This is a genomic window from Bartonella sp. AC158YNML (genome assembly GCF_042196725.1).
Classification (GTDB): Bacteria; Pseudomonadota; Alphaproteobacteria; order Rhizobiales; family Rhizobiaceae; genus Bartonella.
Map to the genome: position 1 here is coordinate 1 of NZ_JBHIQU010000015.1, position 20,942 is coordinate 20,942.

The following is a 20,942-nucleotide window of genomic DNA, read 5'->3' on the forward strand; positions in this document are numbered from 1 at the left end:
GCGGAACATCAAGCGGTATAGAGAGATTAGACGAAGGTTCCAAAGCATCAGAGGACTCAGAAGGCTTTGGTTCAACAGGGGAAGAAGCAGAAGGAACAGAATCTGGAGATGAAGGTGATACCGGAACAGAGGGCTTAGATGGCATAGCCTCATCTGTAGAAGTCTCAACTGGAACAAATGGTGCAGGCATAGGCACAGCAGAAGGATTTTCTGGAACTGTTGGTACAGAGGGAGACGGAACTGGTGCAGAAGGAGTCAGCGTCGAATCCGTAGGGATAAATGTTTCAGACGGTTCAGATCCCTCAGGCAAAGAAGGTGTAAATGGTATAAGTGGAGGCTCAACAGAAGGGGGTTGTTCAGGTGAAATAGTCTCTGTTGGTCGTTTAGAAGGAACCGTCTCTTCCTCAGATTGAGGAGGTAAAACTGTAGACGTTGGCTTAGAAGCAGTTTCAGAAGAATCTAATTCAGGACCAATGTAAACACTTTCGAGACGAAAATCCCAAAAATCCCCTTCTCCAACAACCAATCTATTCTTTGGATCTGCATTTCCAGAAGAAGAACTTGGACCATAGGCACGAAGTTTATATTGATAAGGAAATCCATTCACTGTAGTATAACTATTGGCTAACTTAAAAGAACTTTCCTCTGCTGTCCCAGCAACTTGAACAAGTGAAATACTTTGACTCCCTTTATTGCCAGCTTCTCCTTCTAAGGTTTTGGAAAATTTCTCTATCATGAGCAGTGTACTTCCCAAAACATTCCCGTAGATCAAAATACGATCAGTTTTTTGCGGATTAAACGAGCCGTCATTATTCACAAACGCACTCATCTTAATCTGCACATTTCCCTTTGCATTATAAGCGTCTTTATCATATTGTATCCCATCTATTGGATTTATGTCATTTAGATTACTTCCTTTCTCAATATATACTTTTCCAATATATAGCGTTTGATAATCTTGAGATATAAATTTATCAAAAAAAATTGTGCTATCAGAAATGCTTATAGACGAAAGTAATGAATCTACAGGAAGAGATTCCTGCAAATCTGTATGTTTCCTTTTGGTGAGATACCATGCAGAGCCATGTGTTAATTCTAAGTGAACAGTTGATACATCCTCAACACGAATACCCCCTGTAAGGATAGAATTCTTTGCTTTCACCAATAGAGAAGAATTATTTTGAGCCTTTAACAATAAATCACCAGAGATCTTTGTCCTTTCTGTTAATTCAATGGTAGCTTCAGCTCCATAAATATCATCTCCCGTACTATAAATGGCAATACCATCAGGAACTGAAAAAGTTGTCTGTGACAAATGCAAAGATGCTTCACCCCAAACAATTTTTTCTACTTTTGAAAGTTTTTCACTCCCTACCTTAAACATATCACCCCATACATCTGGACCTAATCCATAAAAATACAGACCGTATACTCCCTCACCCTGAACAGAAATATTGTTTTTTTCTATCTTAATACTTGTCTTTTTAAACGCATTTGATGAAGCGTATTCTTGAATCAACTTACCTTCAGCATCTGCATAACCTGCAAAATTCGTAATCAAGAAGCCATGCATATCAGTCAGCTGAATAGAATCACCACGCAAATGAACATTACCACCCTGTGATATGTCAAAAGCTATTGGAAATTCATCAATAGTTTCATTATCAACTACAATCGTGTGTTTCTTACCTTTGCCCTGAATATTGGTTGTATCAATAAGATATTTTCCCCCAAATTGTGTTGAAAACGCACCAATCTCATTAAAAGTAATAGTACTGCCTGATATCCTAACGAATGCATCAGAACTACTAACAAATCCAATCTCTTTTGCATTCAAGTTATCTGATACAATATCAATATTTACGCTCACTAAAGCAATATCGGTTTTTTTTCCTTCTGCACATACAGCTTGCAAACTACCTTCAATCTTCCCTCTATTCATCACAACTTGCCCGTTCTGAACACGAAAACCGGACATATCCTTAATATTTGAATTGGTTAGAACAAGCTTGCCATCATCTTTTACAGATGCACTATATAAAAATGACTGCTTTGGCCTATGCAAGATAATATTTGTCTCTAATAAATTTAAAACAGTTCCCTCTTTTTCTATAGAGAAGACAGCAATAAAATCATCTAGAGAAGAGACAGAAGGAATATAATTTTTATTACTTATCGTATGTTTTTTACTATCGCTATACGTAAAAAAACTCCCTGATACATTACAGGAAGTTCCTAAATTATTAGGATTCGCATTAACACTCACGATTGGCAAAAAAGAAACAATAGCTGTTGTAATAAATAAAAATTTATACCCGCTTAATACATTAACCATAACTTTATTCCCAATTTGCCTTTCTCCCCCTGTTAGTTAAAAATAAAAAATATTCCCCATAATATTAAGTTAAACACACAAACAATGAGAAGTATAAACTTAATATTCATTTTATACTTCTCAAAACACTTTATAACTTATGTAAAAATTACTCTATATTTCATAGGCATCTAAAAATGATAGCGTAAACCACCTGAAAAAATCGCTCCGGAAAAACCAACTTTCTTAAATCTATGCTGATAAGTAACATCTCCATGAAGAGAAAGTTTTGTTGAGAGACGGGCATTAAACCCAACCCCTGCTTCCAAAGAAGAACCAAAGGAACCTAACTGAAAATCGTTTTTAAAAGAAACGAATTGCTTATCTTCAAAACTATGCAAATAAGAAAGCTTACTATAAAATGAAACGACACGTCCCTCTTCCACAACACCTAACGTCTTGCTTAAACGCCCACCAACACGCCCCACCCATTGATCAAATTTTCCTAAATCAACATCAAGATTATCAACATCACACGCCTGATTAAATTGAAGATGCTGATAAACAACCTGAACCTGCGGATCAAAAACAACTCCTTTATAACCTATTGCAAACGTTCTACCACTCGTTAAAGAACCACTAAACTGTTTACCCTTTAATGCAACAACCTTGCCTCGTGCAAGGGTCAAAACATCTCCCTTAAAAAGGCCATATGACAATACCCCATCCATATAAAAACCGGTATCATGCTGCAAACTTCCATAAGCCCCAACAGACCATTTATTAAATGCGCTTTTTTTGCTTTGTTCAACATCCTGAGGGTGTAGAGAAAGATTTCCATAGTTTCCCAAAGCACCAAAGAATATACGAGTATATAAACTCTCAATCTCGTTCAATAAAACACCTGCTTCAAGTGCATTATAATCGAGCTCTGCGCCATAGCCATATTCAAAAGCAGATAAATTGGAAGCATAATGATGGCTCCCCCCATAAGCATGCAGAAAAAAGGCTGTCTTTTCATTCTCTTTCCAAGAAGAATGAAAAGCATTCCGCATTGTCTCCAACGTCTTATTTTGCGTGGTCGTATCCATCAAACCAACATAGAACAAAGCATTTGGTAAAAGGAGATAAGTTGGCAATTGAGGAACAACAGCTCTAATACCTAGCTCAGGGGGAACATCAAGCGGTATAGAGAGATTAGACGAAGGATCTAAAGCCTCAGAGGACTCAGAAGGCTTTGGTTCAACAGGGGCAGAAGGAGGAGAAACAGAATCCGTAGATGAAGGTGAGACCGGAACAGAGGGCTTAGATGGCATAACCTCATCTGTAGAAGTCTCAACTGAAACAAATGGTGCAGGCATAGGCACAGCAGAAGGATTGTCTGAAACAGTGGGTGCAGAGGGGTGCTCAGAAGACTTTGATTCAACTGGTTCAGAAGGAAGAACAACAGAATCCGTAGATGAAGAAGATACCGGAACAGATGACTCAGATAACAACACCTCTTCAATAGAAGTTTCACCTGAAACAAACGATGCCGCCGTAGGTTGCTCACTAGAAGAATTCTCTAGAACAGTTGGCGCAGAGGGATGCTCAGAAGACTTTGATTCAACTGGTTCAGAAGGAAGAACAACAGAATCCGTAGATGAAGAAGATACTGGAACAGATGGCTCAGATGGCAACACCTCATCAGCAGAAGGATTCTCTGGAACAGTTGGAATAAATGAAGATAGAGCAGAATCCGTAAGCAGAGGATCTACCGAAGTAGATAACTCAACCCCATAAGACCTTGTTTTCACAGGTGTAGGAACAGTAGAAACAGAATCCTTAGACGGAAGTGTAACCGGATTGGTTGGCACAGAAGGCAGAACAGTTATAGAAGAAGTGGAAGTAGAAGGAGTAGACGATGTATCTACTAAAACAGAGGGCGTAGATGACAACACCTCTTCAATAGAAGTTTCAACTGAAGAAGACAATGCAGGTATAGACTGCGCAGAAAGAGAATCCTTTAGATCATCTGGAACAGGTACAAATGGAACAGAATCCATAAGCAAAGGAACTATAGAAGTAGATAACTCAGGGCTTGAAGACATTGATTCTACAGTTGTAGGAACAATAGTAGAATCCGTAAGCGGAGAATCTACCGAAATAGACGGTACAACAAAAGAAGAGTTTGTTTCAATAGATGAGGGTGAAAGAGAACCAATAGGAGGAGATCCTTCAGGTAAAGACGGTGTAGATGGAGACACTAGCTCAACAGAAGGAGATTGTGCAGACGGAGAAGATGTAGGCAAATTAGGCTCTGCTAGTGCCTCAGAAGAAATAGTTTCTGATTCAAGTGGGGGTGGTAAAAGCGTAGAACTTAAAGACGAAATAGAAGTAGATTTAGACTCAGAAGAATCTAATTCAGGAGCAATATAAACACCTTCGAGACGAAAATCCCAAAAATCTTCACTTCCTGCAACCAATCTATTCCCTGGCTCCGCTTTTCCAGAAGAAGAACCTGGACCATAAGCGCGAAGACGATATTGATAAGGCAAACCATCAATTGTAATATAATTATTATGCAATTTAAAAGAACTCTCCTCCGCTGTCCCAGCAACTTGAACAAGTGAAATACTATTGCTTCCTTTACTGCTTGCTTCTTTTTCTGAACTTTTGGAAAAATTTTCCATCATGAGCAGTGTCTCTCCCAAGACATTCCCGTAAATCAAAATACGATCAGTTTTTTGAGGATTAAACGAGCCGTCATTATTCACAAACGTACTCATCTTAATCTGTACATTTCCCTTTGCATCATAGGCTTCTTTATCATATTGTATTCCATCTATTGGATTTATGTCATTTAGAGCACGTCCTTTTTCAATATATACTTTTCCAATATATAGCGTTTGATAATCTTTAGATATAAATTTATCAAAAAAAATTGTGCTATTAGAAATGCTTATAGACGAAAGTGATGAATCTACAGGAAATGTTTCCTGCAAATCTGTATGTTTCCTTTTGGTGAGGTACCATGAAGAGCCATGTGTTAATTCTAAATGAACAGTCGATGCATCCTCAACACGAATACCTCCTGTAAGTATAGAATCCTTTGCTTTAACAAGAAGAGAAGAATTATTTTGAGCCTTTAGCAATAAATCACCAGAGATCCTTGTTCTTTCTGTTAATTCAATGGTAGCTTCAGCTCCATAAATATCATCTCCGGTACTATAAATGGCAATACCATCAGGAACTAAAAAAGTTGTCTCTGACAAATGCAAAGACGCTTCACCCCAAACAATTTTTTCTATTTTTGAAAATTTTTCATCCTCTACCTTAAACATATCAACCCATACATCTGGATTCAATCCATAAAAATACAGACCATATAACCCCTCACCCTGAACAGAAATTTTTGATCTTTCAATCTTAATATTTGTCTTTTTAAACGCATTTGATGAAGCGTATTCTTGAATCAACTTACCTTCAGCATCTGCATAACCTGCAAAATTCGTAATCAAGAAGCCATGCATATCAGTCAGCTGAATAGAATCACCACGCAAATGAACATTACCACCCTGCGATATGTCAAAAGCTCTTGGAAATTCATCAATACTCTCATCATCAACTATAATCGTGTATTTCTTACCTTTGCCTTGAATATCGGTGGTATCAATAAGATATTTTCCCCCAAATTGTGTTGAAAAAGCACCAATCTCATTAAAAGTAATAGTACTGTCTGACATCCTAACAAATGCATCAGAACTACTAACAAATCCAAACCCTTTTGCATTCAAATTATCTGATACAATATCAATATTGACGCTCACTAAAGCAATATCGGTTTTTTTTCCTTCTGCACATACAGCTTGCAAACTACCTTCAATCTTCCCTCTATTCATCACAACTTGCCCGTTCTGAACACGAAAACCGGACATATCCTTAATATTTGAATTGGTTAGAACAAGCTTGCCATCATCTTTTACAGATGCACTATATAAAAATGACTGCTTTGCTTTATCCGCCATAATATTCATCTGTAACAAATTTAAAACAGTCCCTGCTTTTTCTATAGATACAACCGCAGTCAAAGCATCTTGTGGAAAAACAGAAAAAGTATGATTTTTATTACTTATCGTGTATTTTTTACTATCATTATATGTAAATAAACTCTTTGCTACATTACAGGGAGTTCCTAAATTATTAGGCTTAGCATTAGCACTCACAATTGGCAAAAAAGAAACAATAGCCGCCGTAATAAATAAAAATCTATATCCGCTTAATAAATTAACCATAATTCTATTATAATTGGTCCTTTACCCCATTACTTAAAAATAAAAAATATTCTCCATAAAGCTAAATTAAACACACAAACAATGAGAAGTATAAAACTTAATACTCATTTATACTTCTCACAACACTGCATAACTTATGTAAAAATTACTCTATATTTCATAGGCATCTAAAAACGATAGCGTAAACCACCTGAAAAAATCGTCCCTGAAAAACCAGCTTTGCTAAGACGATGCTGATAAGTCACATCTCCATGCAATGCAAAGTTTGAAGACAACTGAGCCTTCAGCCCCACTCCAGTTTCTAAAGAAGAACCAAAAGCTCCTAATTGGAATTCATCTCCAAACTGCACACGTTGTTTTCCGCCAAAACTATTGGTAAGATGAAGTTTCCCATTGAAAGAAACAACATGCCCTTCTTCAGAAGCAGCAAGCGTCTTGCTTAAATTCCCGCCAACACGCATCACCCACTGATCAAGCTTTCCCATTTCGATATCAAATCCATCGATATCAGAGGTCTTATCAAATCGTATATTTTGATAAACGACCTGAACTTGCGTATCAAAAATAAGTCCCTTATGTCCTGTCATAAATGACTTACCGGCAGCCAATGAAGCACTCAAAGGTGTCCCCTTCAATGTTGTTGTTTTGCCTCTTGCTTGTGTCAGAACATCCCCTTTAAATAACCCGTAGGAAAAAAGTCCATCGATATAAAATCCTGCATCATGCTGCATATTGCCATATGCTGTAACAGACCATTTATCAAATGTACTTTTTTTGCTTTCTTCAACATCTTGAGGCTGTAGAGAAATTTTCCCATAGTTCCCCATTATTCCAAAGCTCAAAGTGTGATATGTATCCTCAATCGCATTGAGCAATATACTTGCCTCTATAGCGTTATAATTCAAATTTCCGCCATAACCATATTCAAGCGCAGACAGATCAGAAACATAATGATAACTTCCACCGTAGCCTTGCGCAAAAAATGCAGGTTTTTTACCATTTTCTCCCAAAGCCCCAGCAGTGGTACGCAATGTCTCCAAAAGTTTGTTGTGATTATTCATATCCATCAAACCAACTTGAAACAAAGCATTAGGCATTGATAGATAGGTTGGAACTTGTGGTACAACAGCTTTAACGCCCTCTTCAAGATAATGAGCAGAAGCATCATGACCGGCAACAACATTATTATGATGCGGATGAGCGTTTAAAGAACGAGACACACGGAAATGAGAAACACGCTTTTTCAACTGAGCACGCTTTTTCAACTGATAAGAAGAACGCTGAATATGTTCAGCCTCAAGCCGATAATCCCAAAAATCGCCATTATGCTTTACTGCTGTTCCTTTAGCTAATTTATTTTCCACTTTTGCGTGTCCATGGGAAAAGTTTGGACCATACGCACGCAGACTATATCGATAAGGAGCTCCTCTTAAAGCAACATAACCAGTTGCCAGTTTAAAAGAATCTTCCGCTGCTTTTCCATAAACCTGAATAATTGAAGTATCATGGCGATCTCCTTTCTTAACTTTTAGCGTCTTTCCTTTCCCTAGAGTCACCGAAGGATTTACAATATACACCTTGGTTTTTCCGTAAACATCACCATAGATCACAAGTGTATCAGCTTTTACATTTTTGCTTGTACCATTGGTAGCAAGATGTGCATTAACATATAAGCGTGCATCCCCTCCCGCAATATAAGCATAGTCACTGGATTTATCCTCTACGCTTCCTACATGAAGTCTCTGATAATAACCGTTTTGGGGTTTATTAAATAAAATAGAACTATTAATAAGCCTTACAAATGAAACAGACGAATCTGCAAAATACGGACCTTTCCCATTCTTCTTAAGTGCACTTTTACTTGCTTTTACAGTCCATTTTGATTGATTGAACAACTCAACACTACCGTAAGAACCTTTCTCAACCTGTGCTCCCCCTGCAAGAAAAGACGCATAGGCATCAAGCGCAACAAATGAATTATTCTTAACATCTAATAACCGATCGGCAAAGATACGAGAACCTTCTGATGCTGTAATGTAAGGATATCTCCTCGCATCATCACTATAAATAGCTGTACCATTGGGAACATGAAGAGCTGTTTTTTTAAATCGAACTTCACCTAAACTCGTAAGAAGCTCTCCCTCTTGATATTCATTTTGCGAAGGGTTTCCCCTAAAATGCAAACCATGAGCTCCATCTCCCTTAAGAGTGATCTTTGAGTTTTCCACAGAAACCAAAGACATAAAATTATCCCGCAATTCAAGTGATCTTTCCTTAAAAATCGGTTCTGCACTCTCAATCGCTATACCATGAATATCTGTAACATGAACTTCACCATCATCAACGAAGAGAAAACCGCCCTGCTTCACGCCAAATACTGATTGAGATATCTTACTACTTTTTTCCTTTTCACCATTTCCCTTAACAGAAACTTTCTTAAAAGAACTTGTATCATCTTTTGACACAACCACAGCTGATGTAATCTTCTCAGATTTATTAAATTCCAAAGTCCCACTAATTCCTGAAATGCCTTTTTCCTCTTTACCTTTTTTCAGCTCAATAACTGCATTATTGGATTGGGACATAGAAACATCACTTTTAACACTTGTATCCAATCCTTTCACATATTCTTGTTCTTGGTCGCTTCTTTCAATAGTCTTAGCGGCATCAACAACATCACACGAATACGATTTAAAAAGGGAATTACATGAGGGTTTATAATCTTCTGCACTCACATCTATATTGTGCACAAAGAAAAAAATAGAGGTTGTAAAAGAACATACACACACATGGCGCTTTAATACTTTAATCATAATTTACTTTAAACTTTCTTCATTTTATCTTCATCAAAAACCGAAAAAATACATCTGGATCATTTACAGGTTATTATTACTATGTGTCGTCCACATAATTCGTTTTGTATTATATGTAAAGTTAAAAATCGTAAAAATAACACAATAAAATCATGTTTTGTGCTTATTGTTTTTTACAAAAGATAAATTAAAGGAAAAGTACAATTAAAAATGATAGCTTAAACCACCAGAAAAATGTGTTCCGGAAAAACCAGCCTTCGTAAATTTGTGCTGATAAATGAGATCATTATAAAGAGAAAGTTTGGATGAGAGACGGGCATTAAACCCAACCCCTGCTTCTAAAGAAGAACCCAAAGAACCAAGCTGGAAAGCATCTTTAAAATACACAAATTGTTTATCATCAAAATTACGAATGAAATGAAGTTTGCCATAAAATGAAAGAACATGTGTCTCTTTAGTCAATGTCAGTGTTTTGGTTAAATGTCCCCCAATACGCACCTCCCAATGATCTGGTCTTTGCATATCAATATTAAAATTATCAATATCACGAGTCTTATGAAACTGGAGATTTTGATAAACAAATTGAAACTGAGGTTCAAAAATAAAATATCGACGACCTATCGTAAATGTTTTACCAGCAGTTAAGGAAACACTCAGGGGTTTACCTCTCAATGTAGCCGTCTTACCTCGCTCAAGTGTGAGAACATTTCCATTAAACAAACCATAAGAGACGAGACCATCCATATAAAGCCCCGTATCATGTTGCATGCTCCCATATGCTGTGATTGTCCATTTATCAAATGTACTTTCTTGACTTTGTTTAACCTCCCGAGGCAGCAAAGAAAGCTTGCCATAATTGCCTATAATTCCAAAGGATGTTACACTGTACGCATTTTCAATTTTCTTGAGTAGAATACCTGCCTCTAGTGCATTATAATCAAGGTTGCCTCCATATCTATATTCAAGTGCAGACAAATTTGAAGTATAACGGTGATGTCCACCGTAACCGCGCAAAAACAAAGCGGGATTTTCGCTCACTTTCAACAACCGCCTAGAAAAAGTTCGCAGTGTTTGCAACTGCTTATTTTGATTACTGATATCCACCAATCCAGCATGAAATAAGGTATTTGGCACAAGAATATAAGTCAAAACCTGCGGAACAACAGCTCTCATATTTTGTTCAAAATGAGAAGAAAGCTCAAAAACAGGTGGTATAACAGAGGATGGAACAGAAGGCGAGATAGATGAACCTGATGCAGGCGGCACAACAACAGAAGAAGTAGAAAGAACAGAGGGTGAAGCAGATGAACCTGATGCAGGGGACACAACAACAGAACTAGTCGGTGAAACAGAGGACGGTACAGGTGAACCTGATGTGGGAGGGACAACAATAGAACTAGTCGGTGAAACAGGGGGCGGTACAGGTAAACCTGATGCGGGGGGGACAAAAACAACAGAACTAGTTGGTAAAACAGGGGACGGTACAGGTGAACCTGATGTGGGAGGGACAACAACAGAACTAGTCGGTGAAACAGGGGGCGGTACAGGTAAACCTGATGCGGGGGGGACAAAAACAACAGAACTAGTCGGTGAAACAGGGAACAGTACAGATGAATCTGATGTAGGCACAACTGGATGAGCTTCAGCAATAACGGGAATAACAGGTGCAAGAGAAGGAGGAGGATGATTTGGAGCATTAAGCACAAAAGCATCAGATGTATCAGGTGTGGTCATAAGATGGGAATCCTTCTCCAGAGAATCTACAGAAGAATAAAGACTTGGCTCCTGAGGTTTTTGCTGAGAATGAGAATCGATAGCATCAACCTCACTTCCAGTAAGACTAGGATGAATTTTAGGAAAAAAAGGAGTCTCATCAGAAGCAGGAGGAACAATTTCAGTAGAATCAAGAGAGGGAGAATCAACAAATTTACTTTCGAGGCGGAAATCCCAAAATGTTCCAGTATTTTTAAGCACTCTTTGATTGAAATCTGCAGTCCCTAAAGCAGAGCTTGGACCATAACTCTTAAGATGATATTGATAGGGGGAATCTTTAAGTGCCACATACCCCCCCTTTAACTGAAAAGAATCTTCAGCAGCTTGCCCATAAACCTGAATAATGGAAATACCCTGATCATTACCGCCATCTCCCGTCGATGCCCCTGGGCTTCCAGGAACCTTATACACATGAACTGTCGTTTGTCCTTCAAGATCACCATTGATTAAAAGCCGGTCAGTTTTTTGCTTTTCAAGCTCTCCTCCTTGATCCAAATATGCATTAAGATAAAGATTCACATCACCGTGCGCTTTATAGACAGTCCCTGATCCTTTTCCGATGAGAAGTGTCTGATAACCATCTGTTATTTTAGATTTTAATTCTTCAAAAATAAGAGAACTATCTGTAAGTTCGACCGATGAAATGGCGGAATAATCCTCTAACTTAGAATCAGAGGCATTAGAATTTTGCAATCGTCCATATTTTGGTCGCGATAAAATCCACTTTGAACCATTTTTTAACTCTACCGTGGCTGTAGAACTTTCATCAACATATGCGCCTCCTACAAGGGTAGAAGCATCAGCCTCAATTTTTACATTGGAACGTTCAACAGCTTTCAGGAGTGAATCACCAGAAACTGTTGAATTTTGTAAGAGTTTAACAGAACTTTCGAATTGGCGGCTATAAATAGCTGTACTTTCTGGAGCCATAAAAGTTGTCTGAGTCAACTGAACCGCCCCTTTTCCTGGTATAATTGTTTTTTTATCATTTAATACAGCTTCCCAAAAAAAGCGCATGCCATTAAATGCATTCCCTCTCACAAAAACACTGGAATGTTTAATATGAGTAGCATTATGATTATTCCCCTGCAATACAATGCCATGAGCATTGTTAACATTAACATTGCCCTTCTGAAAATTAATCATGCCTTTCCCCTGAAGCATACTAAAAGCAGAACCTTCACGATGATTATCTGTATTTGTTCCCTGTTTCCCCTTCCCAGTAATAGAAACACCCTCTAAATTAATTTCTCCATCTCCTCCTGTTTGAACACCAATACCATCAGCAAAATCAATTTTTCCTCCTTTCATATAAATTTTTGCACCATTATGACTCAAAAGACCTATCACATCAGAAGGTATTTTAATCTCTGTCTTAGTCAAAGAAACAAATGACCCTTTACCCGCAACACTGATCCCCATTCTGGTTGCTTTAATCACCCCATCCTGCATCTCAAAAGCTCCCTCCTCATTGACATCGGCCCCTATCGACACATCATTTAACATGGAATAAAATAGAGCAACGCCTCCCCCATTTGAGGACTTTACAGCTGTTGTCCAAGCGTTTGTTTCTGAATGGCTATTTGTATTTGAGACACCGTTAATAATTATAGCCTTTCCCTCAATAACCGTATTTTCCCCTGATGCCTCTAGGGCTGCATCAGAACTTTCACCCCTAAGTTGATAAGTTTTCTGGGAAATTTCATGCGTTTGACCATCATTACAGCGATAAAATGAAGCACTTTCATTACATGAATATTGCTTCTTTTCAGAAGGAATTCCACCGGCATCAGCATTGTGTACAAAGAAAAAAATAACCGTTGTAAAACGACATAAAGAGAGATGATTTTTAAACATAATTTTCTACAAACTTTCTTCCCCTTCTCTAAAAACAAAAAAACACGCGTTCTGTTTAATAAATTTGGTTACGCGTGATAATTTAAAATACGTTTTGTATTTTATATATCCACCCTATGTTTTATGTAAAGCCAGAATCCCAAAATATCACAATTTAAAATTGTATTATTTATAAAAACGCGTAAAAATATAGATAGAAATAAAAACTCTACCCCAAAGCGGTGATTTCAAGAGAATTTAATAAAAATACACTAAAGGAAGAAAAACAGCATAAGAAGCAAAAACTGCAAACCAGAAAGCCCTATCTCGTTTCTAAAAAGAAACAAACTTGCTCATGCAAAAAAACATTTTTTTAAAAAACTTGTTTAAAAAGTTGCAAACAAATAATAAAAAACCACAAGCTATGCTTATGGCTTTTTAAACAACTTACCCCAAGACGATCACCTAAAAACGATAGCGCAATCCACCAGAAAAACTGATTCCAGAAAAACCACCTTTACTCAACTTATGCTGATAAACCAAATCACCATGAAGCGCAAATTTTTGAGACAAGCGAGCATTAAGACCTAATCCAGCCTCTAGAGAAGAACCAAAAGCCGCTAACTGGAAAGAATCTTTAAAACGCACAGCTCTTTCTTTGCCAAAATCATGAGCAAAATGAATCTTTCCATAAAAAGAAACATCACGATCTTTTTCAGACGCAGTAAGAGTCTTTATCAAACGACCACCCATACGCACCATCAATTGATCAAGTTTATCCATCTCAATATTAAAATTATCAATATCGCGGGCCTCATTAAATTGAAGATGCTGATAAACAACCTGAACCTGTGGATCAAAAACAACACCTTCATATCCTGTGGCAATTTTCTGACCACTCATCAAGGAAACACTTAAAGGGTTACCTTTCAATGTTGCCGTTTTACCCCGTGCAGTTGTCAGAACATCTCCCTTAAACAGACCATACGATAACAAACCATCAACATAGAATCCTACATCATGCTGCATACTGCCATAAACTGTAGCAGTCCATTTATCAAATGTACTTTTTTGGCTTTGTGCAACATCTCGAGGTTGTAGAGAAAGCTTTCCATAAGACCCCATCACCCCAAAGGATATAACACTGTCAACATTTTCAACAGTTTGTAGCAAAACACCTGTCTCTAGTGCATAGTACCCTAGATCTCCCCCATAACCATATTCAAGCGCAGACAAATCTGAGGCATAACGATAACTCCCACCATAGCCACGCAAAAATGAAGCAGGATTTTCATGAATTTCCAACATTCCACTAAAATTAGTCCGTACTATCTCTAACTGCTTGTTTTGATTACTGATATCTATCAAACCAGCGTGGAATAAACTATTTGGCAAAAGCAGATAAGTTGGCACCTGAGGAACAACAACCTTAACGCCTTGCCTAGAATGATGCTCACCACCTAAACCAAGTTTAGAACTCTGAGTTAATCTAAATGTAGTATCAGAATCAACAAATCCATTTTCGAGGCGGAAATCCCAAAAATCTCCTTCACCTTCGACTAATCTTTGAGACGCACTCGCTCTTCCTAATTCAGAGTTTGGGCCATAAGCATGAAGCCTATATTGGTAAGGTAGACCGTCCAATGCAATATAATCACCATCCAACAAGAAAGAATCTTTCTCTGCTGTTCCAGAAACCTGAATAATCGAGATACCTTTATCATTTCCATAATGCCCCGTACCACCTCCTGGACTTCCTGAAACACCATGCACATGTATTATTGTTTTTCCTTCAATATCACCATGGAATAAAAGACGATCCGTTTTTTGATTCTGAAGAGCCCCCCCCTTATTCAAATAAGTGTTGAGATAAAGATGTGCATTACCTTGTGCTTTATAAACTTCACCTGTTCCTCTCCCAACACGAAGTGTTTGATAGCCATCAACTATGTTAGCTTCTGGTTGTTCAAAAATAATAGAACTATCAATAAGATGTATTAATGAAATTGATGAAACACCTATAGAACTAGAAACTTGTAAATTTTTATTTTTCGGCCGTGATAAAATCCATTTTGAATCACCTCTCAACCGAAATTCAGCAGAAGAACTTTCATCAACATGTGTCCCCCCTACAAGTGTAGAAGCATCCACTGAAACCTTCACAAAAGAGCCATCCTCAACCTTCAGTAATAAATCTCCAGAAAGTTTGGAATTATCCAACAGCCTAACAACACCACCAGATCCTCTGCTATAAATAGCTGCACTCTTTGGAACTGTAAAAGAGGTTCTTGTCAAGCCAACAATCCCTCGTACGGGTAAGTTCGTTTTTGGAAGACTTCCGAACATCTCTTCCTCACCCGCAAAAATATAAAAATAATGAGGATACTCGTGATCCTTCATTTCCTCATTTCTGTCTCCTAGTCCCTCCCAAAAACGCAACCCATAAGACGTATTACTTTCTACCAAAACCGTAGAATCCACGATAGTTATAAAGATACCCTTCCCATCGATATTATTCCCATGCATTGAAAAACCATGAGCATTGGCTAGATTAACTTTACCTTTCTCAAAATGGATACTCCCAGCATCAAACGCATGAAAAGCTGAATTTTCATTATGGTCATCTATACTCATCCCCTGACTACCTTGTTCGGTAATAGAACTACTCCTTAAATCGACCTGTCCCCAATTTCTTACTTCAACTCCGATACCCTTTGTAAAGTTAATCTCTCCTCTTTCTATAATCACTTGTCCATGTTCACTCGCCACGACCCCATACTTCCAAAAACTTTCTTTTGAAATAACAGCACTTGAAGCATCCTTAACAGTTATATTTTTCCCGAAGAGAAGCGTTTTTCTTCCAGATGCTTGTATAGCAACAGTTTCATTCGTATTTTCATCAGTTTTTTGATAATTTTTATTGTAAAAGTAGTGTTTTTTACCATCATTACACCGATAAAATTCACTATTCATAATACATGAAAATTGATCCTGATTATTTTGTGTCTTACCATTAACGCCAGAACGACCTTGTACCCCAGTATTAACAACAGCACCATCTTGAACCATAGCATCAACATTGTGTGCAAAAAAAAGAAATGCTGTTGTAAAAGTACATAAGGAAAAACGATTTTTAAATAGATTGACCATAATTACACCATAATTTTGCCCATAAAAGTAACACGTACTGTATCAAAGAAAACTTAACAAAGAGAAAAATTAGTACGTTTTGGATTAACTGTGCAGACCTTATTAATTCTTTTTGTGTTTTATGTAAATATGGAATTTAAAAGTTACTAAAAATACAGACTAAATCTATTTTTTTATAAGGAATTTGCAAAAATATAACTGAAAAATGAGAGAAAAATCATCTTTAAAGTTGTTATTTAAAAGCAGCTTTAAGAGATTTTTGTACATTAAGAATGCCTATTTTAACTGTTGTTTAATCAATACCCAAAGCGTGTATAATTAATATTCGAGATAAATATTATATTGAAACAATAGGCACTCGTAAGCAGACAAAACTGAATATATGCCAAAATTGGGAAGCAAAGCTATCACATACAGCTGTTTTAGGCAGTGTTTATGGAAATACGAACTAATTTAGAAAGAGGAAGAAAGTGTAAAAATTAAAATCTGTTCCGATTTTTACCATCTCTTTTCAACATTTAAAAATATTCAGAGCCGTATCTAAAAGGTGAAAATGACATATAATTTTATCTTTTTATTTATCACATTCTTTAAAGAAAACGCACTTTCAAAAAATAATACGTTATTTATGTTTCTAATCCACCAATTTTCTCAGATATATCTCTTGTGTCTTTCCACCCCCCATTGTACAATGACAACAGATATAATTTGACCGTCTCCCGACACCGCAAGGAATGGAGGTTTTTATTCGCCACTAGCTTGTCAACAGTCCAGCTTCCCTCGTCGGGTTCCACCTGCTGACCACTCATACGGTCCACCTCATAGGGGAAACAGACAAGCTCTGCCCTGAATATGGATCACAATATCTAAAAACATTTAATATGTAAAAATTTTCATGCCTTATATCACCCCTCTACACAACGGTGTTTTATGGCATAATAGAATAAAGTTCAGGATACAAGACCATTACGTTTAGATAAAATAGAGCAGTATTCGTTTTGCCAACTTTAAAATATTGTATACACCTCTTCTTAACACAATTCACAAAAATCTATGAACTCTTTTCTTCAACAATTTTTTATCCACCTGCGAATCCACCTTGTGATATGCAAACGAATGCTTTTTATAGATTCATTACAAGCGCAATATTGGGAGGATTCTCATTAAAAATATCTTTATCAATCAGTTCCTTATAAATAATATAAAAATCACTATAAACTACACATCCTACAACAATAACTGAAAAACGCATTAAACTTCTCAAGAAAAACAAAAAAAATCCAACCAGAAAGCATCTTAAAGATATGCAAACTCACTCTCTGTAAAAATGCTATAACAATAAAACGAATAAAGAACGAGAAAAAGCCACAAGTACATCTTGTGGCTTTTTCAAAGATTTAGCAAAAATAGAAACAATGCTAGAAATGATAACGCAATCCACCAGAAAAACTCGTTCCAGAAAAACCAGCTTTCGTTAGCTTGTGCTGATAAACCAAATCACCGTGAAGCGCAAATTTTTGAGACAATTGGGCATTAAAACCTAATCCTGTTTCTAATGAAGAACCAAAAGCGCCTAACTCAAAAGCATCTTTAAAATGCACAAATTGCTTTGCTGCAAAACCATGCGCAAGATTAAGCTTGCCATAGACAGAAACAACTCGAGCCTCATCCGCTGCAACCAACCTCTTTGTTAAACGCCCTCCAACACGTGCTGTCCACTGATGAAGCTTTCCTAAATCAATATCAAAGCCGTCCACATCATGTGCCTTATTAAATTGAAGATATTGATAAACAACCTGAACTTGCGGATCAAAAACAAAACCATCATCCCCTACCATAAATGTTTTACCAGCAGTCAATGAAGCACTTAAAGGATTTCCCTTTAATGTTGCCGTCTTTCCCCGTGCAGTTGTCAGAACATCACCTTTAAACAAACCATAAGACACAAGACTATCAACATAAAAACCCGCATCATGTTGCATCCCACCGTATGCCGCAACTGACCATTTATCAAATGTACTTTTTTGACTCTGTTCAACCTTCAAAGGTTGCAAAGAAAATTTCTCGTAAGACCCGATAATTCCAAAAGAAGTGGTCCCATACATATTTTCAATTGCTTTTAGTAAAACACCTGCCTCTAGTGCATTATAATCAAACTCGCCGCCATAACCATATTCAAGCGCGGAAAGATTTGAAGTATAACGATGACTGCCGCCATAACCGCTTACAAAAAAGAGAGGATTTTCACGATTTTCTAATAAGTTCCCAGAAGCAATGCGCAAAGCTTCTAGCCGCTTATTTTGATTGCTAACATTCATCAAGCCAATATGAAATAAGGCATTGGGTAAAATGAGATACGTCGGAACCTGTGGAACAACAGCCTTAACGCCCGGCTTAGGACGAGGCTCCGGAGCTGGTCCTGGAGGAGGTGTTGGACCAGGGGGAGGTGTTGGACCAGGGGGAGGTGTTGGACGAGGATCTGGTTTAGGTTGAATATCAGAATCTATAGATCGACTTTCAAGACGAAAATCCCAAAATTCTCCGCTCCCTTCAACTAATCTTTGATCCATGCTTGCTTTTCCAAACTCAGACCCTGGACCATAACTATAAAGCTTATACTGATAAGGTAATTCGTTTAACGCTACATAATCACCTTCCAACTGAAAAGAATCTTGCTCTGCTTGTCCAGAAACCTGAATGATTGAAATACCTTCATCATTCCTTCCCCTTCCCGTGTATCCTCCTGGGCTTCCTTCAACACCACTCACACGAAGCATTGTTTTTCCCGAAACATCACCATGAATTAAAATACGATCAGTCTTTTGGTGATTAAGAGCACCACCACTATTCAGGTATGTATTAAGAGAAATAGATGCACCGCCCCGTGCTCTATAAACTTCACCCTTTCCATTTCCAATACGAAGGGTTTGATAATCATCAACAGAAGAAGATTCTTGTCTTTTAAAGTTAATAGAGCTATCATCCATAAGACTAACGAGTGAAATAGAAGAATCATGTACAGACTCATTTTGATCTTTTTGCAACGGTTGTTGTAAAATCCATTTAGAACGGCCTCCCAAATAAAGTTCGGCATTAGAATTTTTATCAACATGTGTGCGACCTTCCAGAGTGGAACCATCAGCCAAAACTGTTATAGAAGCACCTTCCTCAGCTTTTAATAAAAAATTCCCTGAACGAAGAGTGCTGTACACCAACCCCACCGCACCAGAAATAATGTTTCTACCATAAAGAGCCGCATCGTCTAAAACAGAAAACTCTGTTTTATCCAAATTAACAACTTCTAATCGTGGTAAAGCTTCTTTTTCCTCTGATGAAATCTCTTCTTTTTTATCCCGCCCTTCACTCCATGGTTTCTTTCCCCGAAAATAGATCCCATAAGATTCCTTACCCTTTACGGTAACAGAAGAGGATTTCATATTAACTTCAGTCACAGGAATTTTTGAATCAGAATCCTCATTTGATAAATCTTTAACTTCCTGCAAAGGAATAGAATCGACTGTATTTTCTAATAATATGCCATGAATACCCCTATCAGTACTAACAATAGTGCCTTCTAAATTAACAGCCCCCCCTAAATCCATATGCACAACCGCACGATCCTTACCTTTGTCACCCTTCCCAGTAATTTTAACATTCTCGAGATTTACTTTTCCACCTAACATCGAAGAAATCCCATGGCTGTTCATAAAATCAACCGCCCCACCTGACATCCAAACTTCTGAATGATCATAACTTAAAAGGCTTGCGTTCCCATTAGCGGTCTTAATTTCTGTATCTTCTAAAAGAACAAACGATTTCTCTGCTGCATCAACACCTTCATGATTTTCCTCAATCTTTCCATTTTTTACTTCAATCACTCCATTACTCGCACGAAGGCCTATAACTGCATTTTTGATAGTCGGATCTTTTAAAACAACTTTACCGTTTTCTAATACGTGCACACCCACTAGAAAAGTCTCATCAGCAACTTCACTGCTAACAGTTACATCTTTTCCGCTAACCTTTGTACCTATTCCTTTCACCGTTATAGCAGTGGGATTAGCAGGGTAGTTGGAAACATTTTCTTTCGTAATTGTATAAGATTTATTATCAATTTTAGGATCTGTCCCGCAATTATCGCATATATAATATGTACCATCGTGTAATATAAGCCTATCATTTTCATATATTTCACGGGCATATTTACTTCCTTTTTCCTCGCTCCCTCCACCCAAAAAGCCAAAGCTATGACTATCATTAAACTTATCAGTATAGATAGGATGCCCCTCAACAATAGGATGTCCCTCAACACCACTGATAAGATAATTTCTATTTGAAATGGGTGAAGCAATTGGGAGGACATAAATATCAGTCTCGATACCGCTAACGCTAATACCATAAGAAGACGTATTATGACGCTCCTCTGCACTTGCATCAACCACTATTCCATTTTGTAACAAAGAAAGGATAGCTGTTGTACAAACATATAAACATACATGATTTCTAAAAACTTTAATCATAGTTCCCTCGAAACTTTCCTACCCCTCTCATTAAAAACAAAAGCACTTACAAAACACCCCTTTGTGCCCCTCAAAATATGAAAGGCGTAACAAAAGGACATACCTCATGCTCATTTGAACCGTGCAATGAATTATCCCAATAAACCTAGCAGAAGCTCTACGCGCAAAACCATCTATAAGAGAATAATAACACAGCACAATTTATAAGTGTATAATGCATTCTGTATTTCGTGTAAAGAAAAAATAAAACCGGTACGTGTAA

The 20,942-nt window shown here is 37.4% G+C and carries 6 protein-coding genes; all 6 read right to left on the bottom strand.

Translation table 11 applies throughout. The annotated features are described in order from the left end of the window. Positions 1 to 2,335: autotransporter outer membrane beta-barrel domain-containing protein (locus ACFIM1_RS07535; RefSeq protein WP_375609626.1), on the bottom strand; the 2,335-nt coding region annotated here is incomplete at its 3' end. A gap of 170 nt (positions 2,336 to 2,505) precedes the next feature. Beyond that, a complete protein-coding gene (locus ACFIM1_RS07540; protein WP_375609625.1) occupies positions 2,506 to 6,588 on the bottom strand; it encodes an autotransporter outer membrane beta-barrel domain-containing protein in 4,083 nt (1,360 codons plus the stop codon). A 167-nt stretch (positions 6,589 to 6,755) separates the two neighbouring features. Continuing rightward, positions 6,756 to 9,401: an autotransporter outer membrane beta-barrel domain-containing protein gene (locus ACFIM1_RS07545; RefSeq protein ID WP_375609624.1), complete on the bottom strand. Its 2,646-nt coding sequence runs from the start codon at positions 9,399 to 9,401 to the stop codon at positions 6,756 to 6,758. A 204-nt stretch (positions 9,402 to 9,605) separates the two neighbouring features. Then, positions 9,606 to 13,031, bottom strand: coding sequence for an autotransporter outer membrane beta-barrel domain-containing protein (locus ACFIM1_RS07550; protein WP_375609623.1), 3,426 nt, complete (start codon positions 13,029 to 13,031; stop codon positions 9,606 to 9,608). 444 nt (positions 13,032 to 13,475) lie between these two features. Then, the gene (locus tag ACFIM1_RS07555; protein ID WP_375609622.1) at positions 13,476 to 16,160 is read right to left on the bottom strand and encodes an autotransporter outer membrane beta-barrel domain-containing protein; all 2,685 of its coding nucleotides are present in this window, start codon (positions 16,158 to 16,160) and stop codon (positions 13,476 to 13,478) included. A 1,418-nt stretch (positions 16,161 to 17,578) separates the two neighbouring features. Next, positions 17,579 to 20,680, bottom strand: a complete 3,102-nt coding sequence (locus ACFIM1_RS07560; RefSeq protein WP_375609621.1) for an autotransporter outer membrane beta-barrel domain-containing protein — start codon at positions 20,678 to 20,680, stop codon at positions 17,579 to 17,581. Positions 20,681 to 20,942: the final 262 nt, after the last annotated feature.

Excerpts from the sequence above, each read along its gene's own strand:
- ACFIM1_RS07540 (WP_375609625.1), bottom strand. The coding sequence starts at position 6,588 with ATGGTTAATTTATTAAGCGGATATAGATTTTTATTTATTACGGCGGCT.
- ACFIM1_RS07555 (WP_375609622.1), bottom strand. The coding sequence starts at position 16,160 with ATGGTCAATCTATTTAAAAATCGTTTTTCCTTATGTACTTTTACAACA.
- ACFIM1_RS07560 (WP_375609621.1), bottom strand. The coding sequence starts at position 20,680 with ATGATTAAAGTTTTTAGAAATCATGTATGTTTATATGTTTGTACAACA.
- ACFIM1_RS07545 (WP_375609624.1), bottom strand. The coding sequence starts at position 9,401 with ATGATTAAAGTATTAAAGCGCCATGTGTGTGTATGTTCTTTTACAACC.
- ACFIM1_RS07550 (WP_375609623.1), bottom strand. The coding sequence starts at position 13,031 with ATGTTTAAAAATCATCTCTCTTTATGTCGTTTTACAACGGTTATTTTT.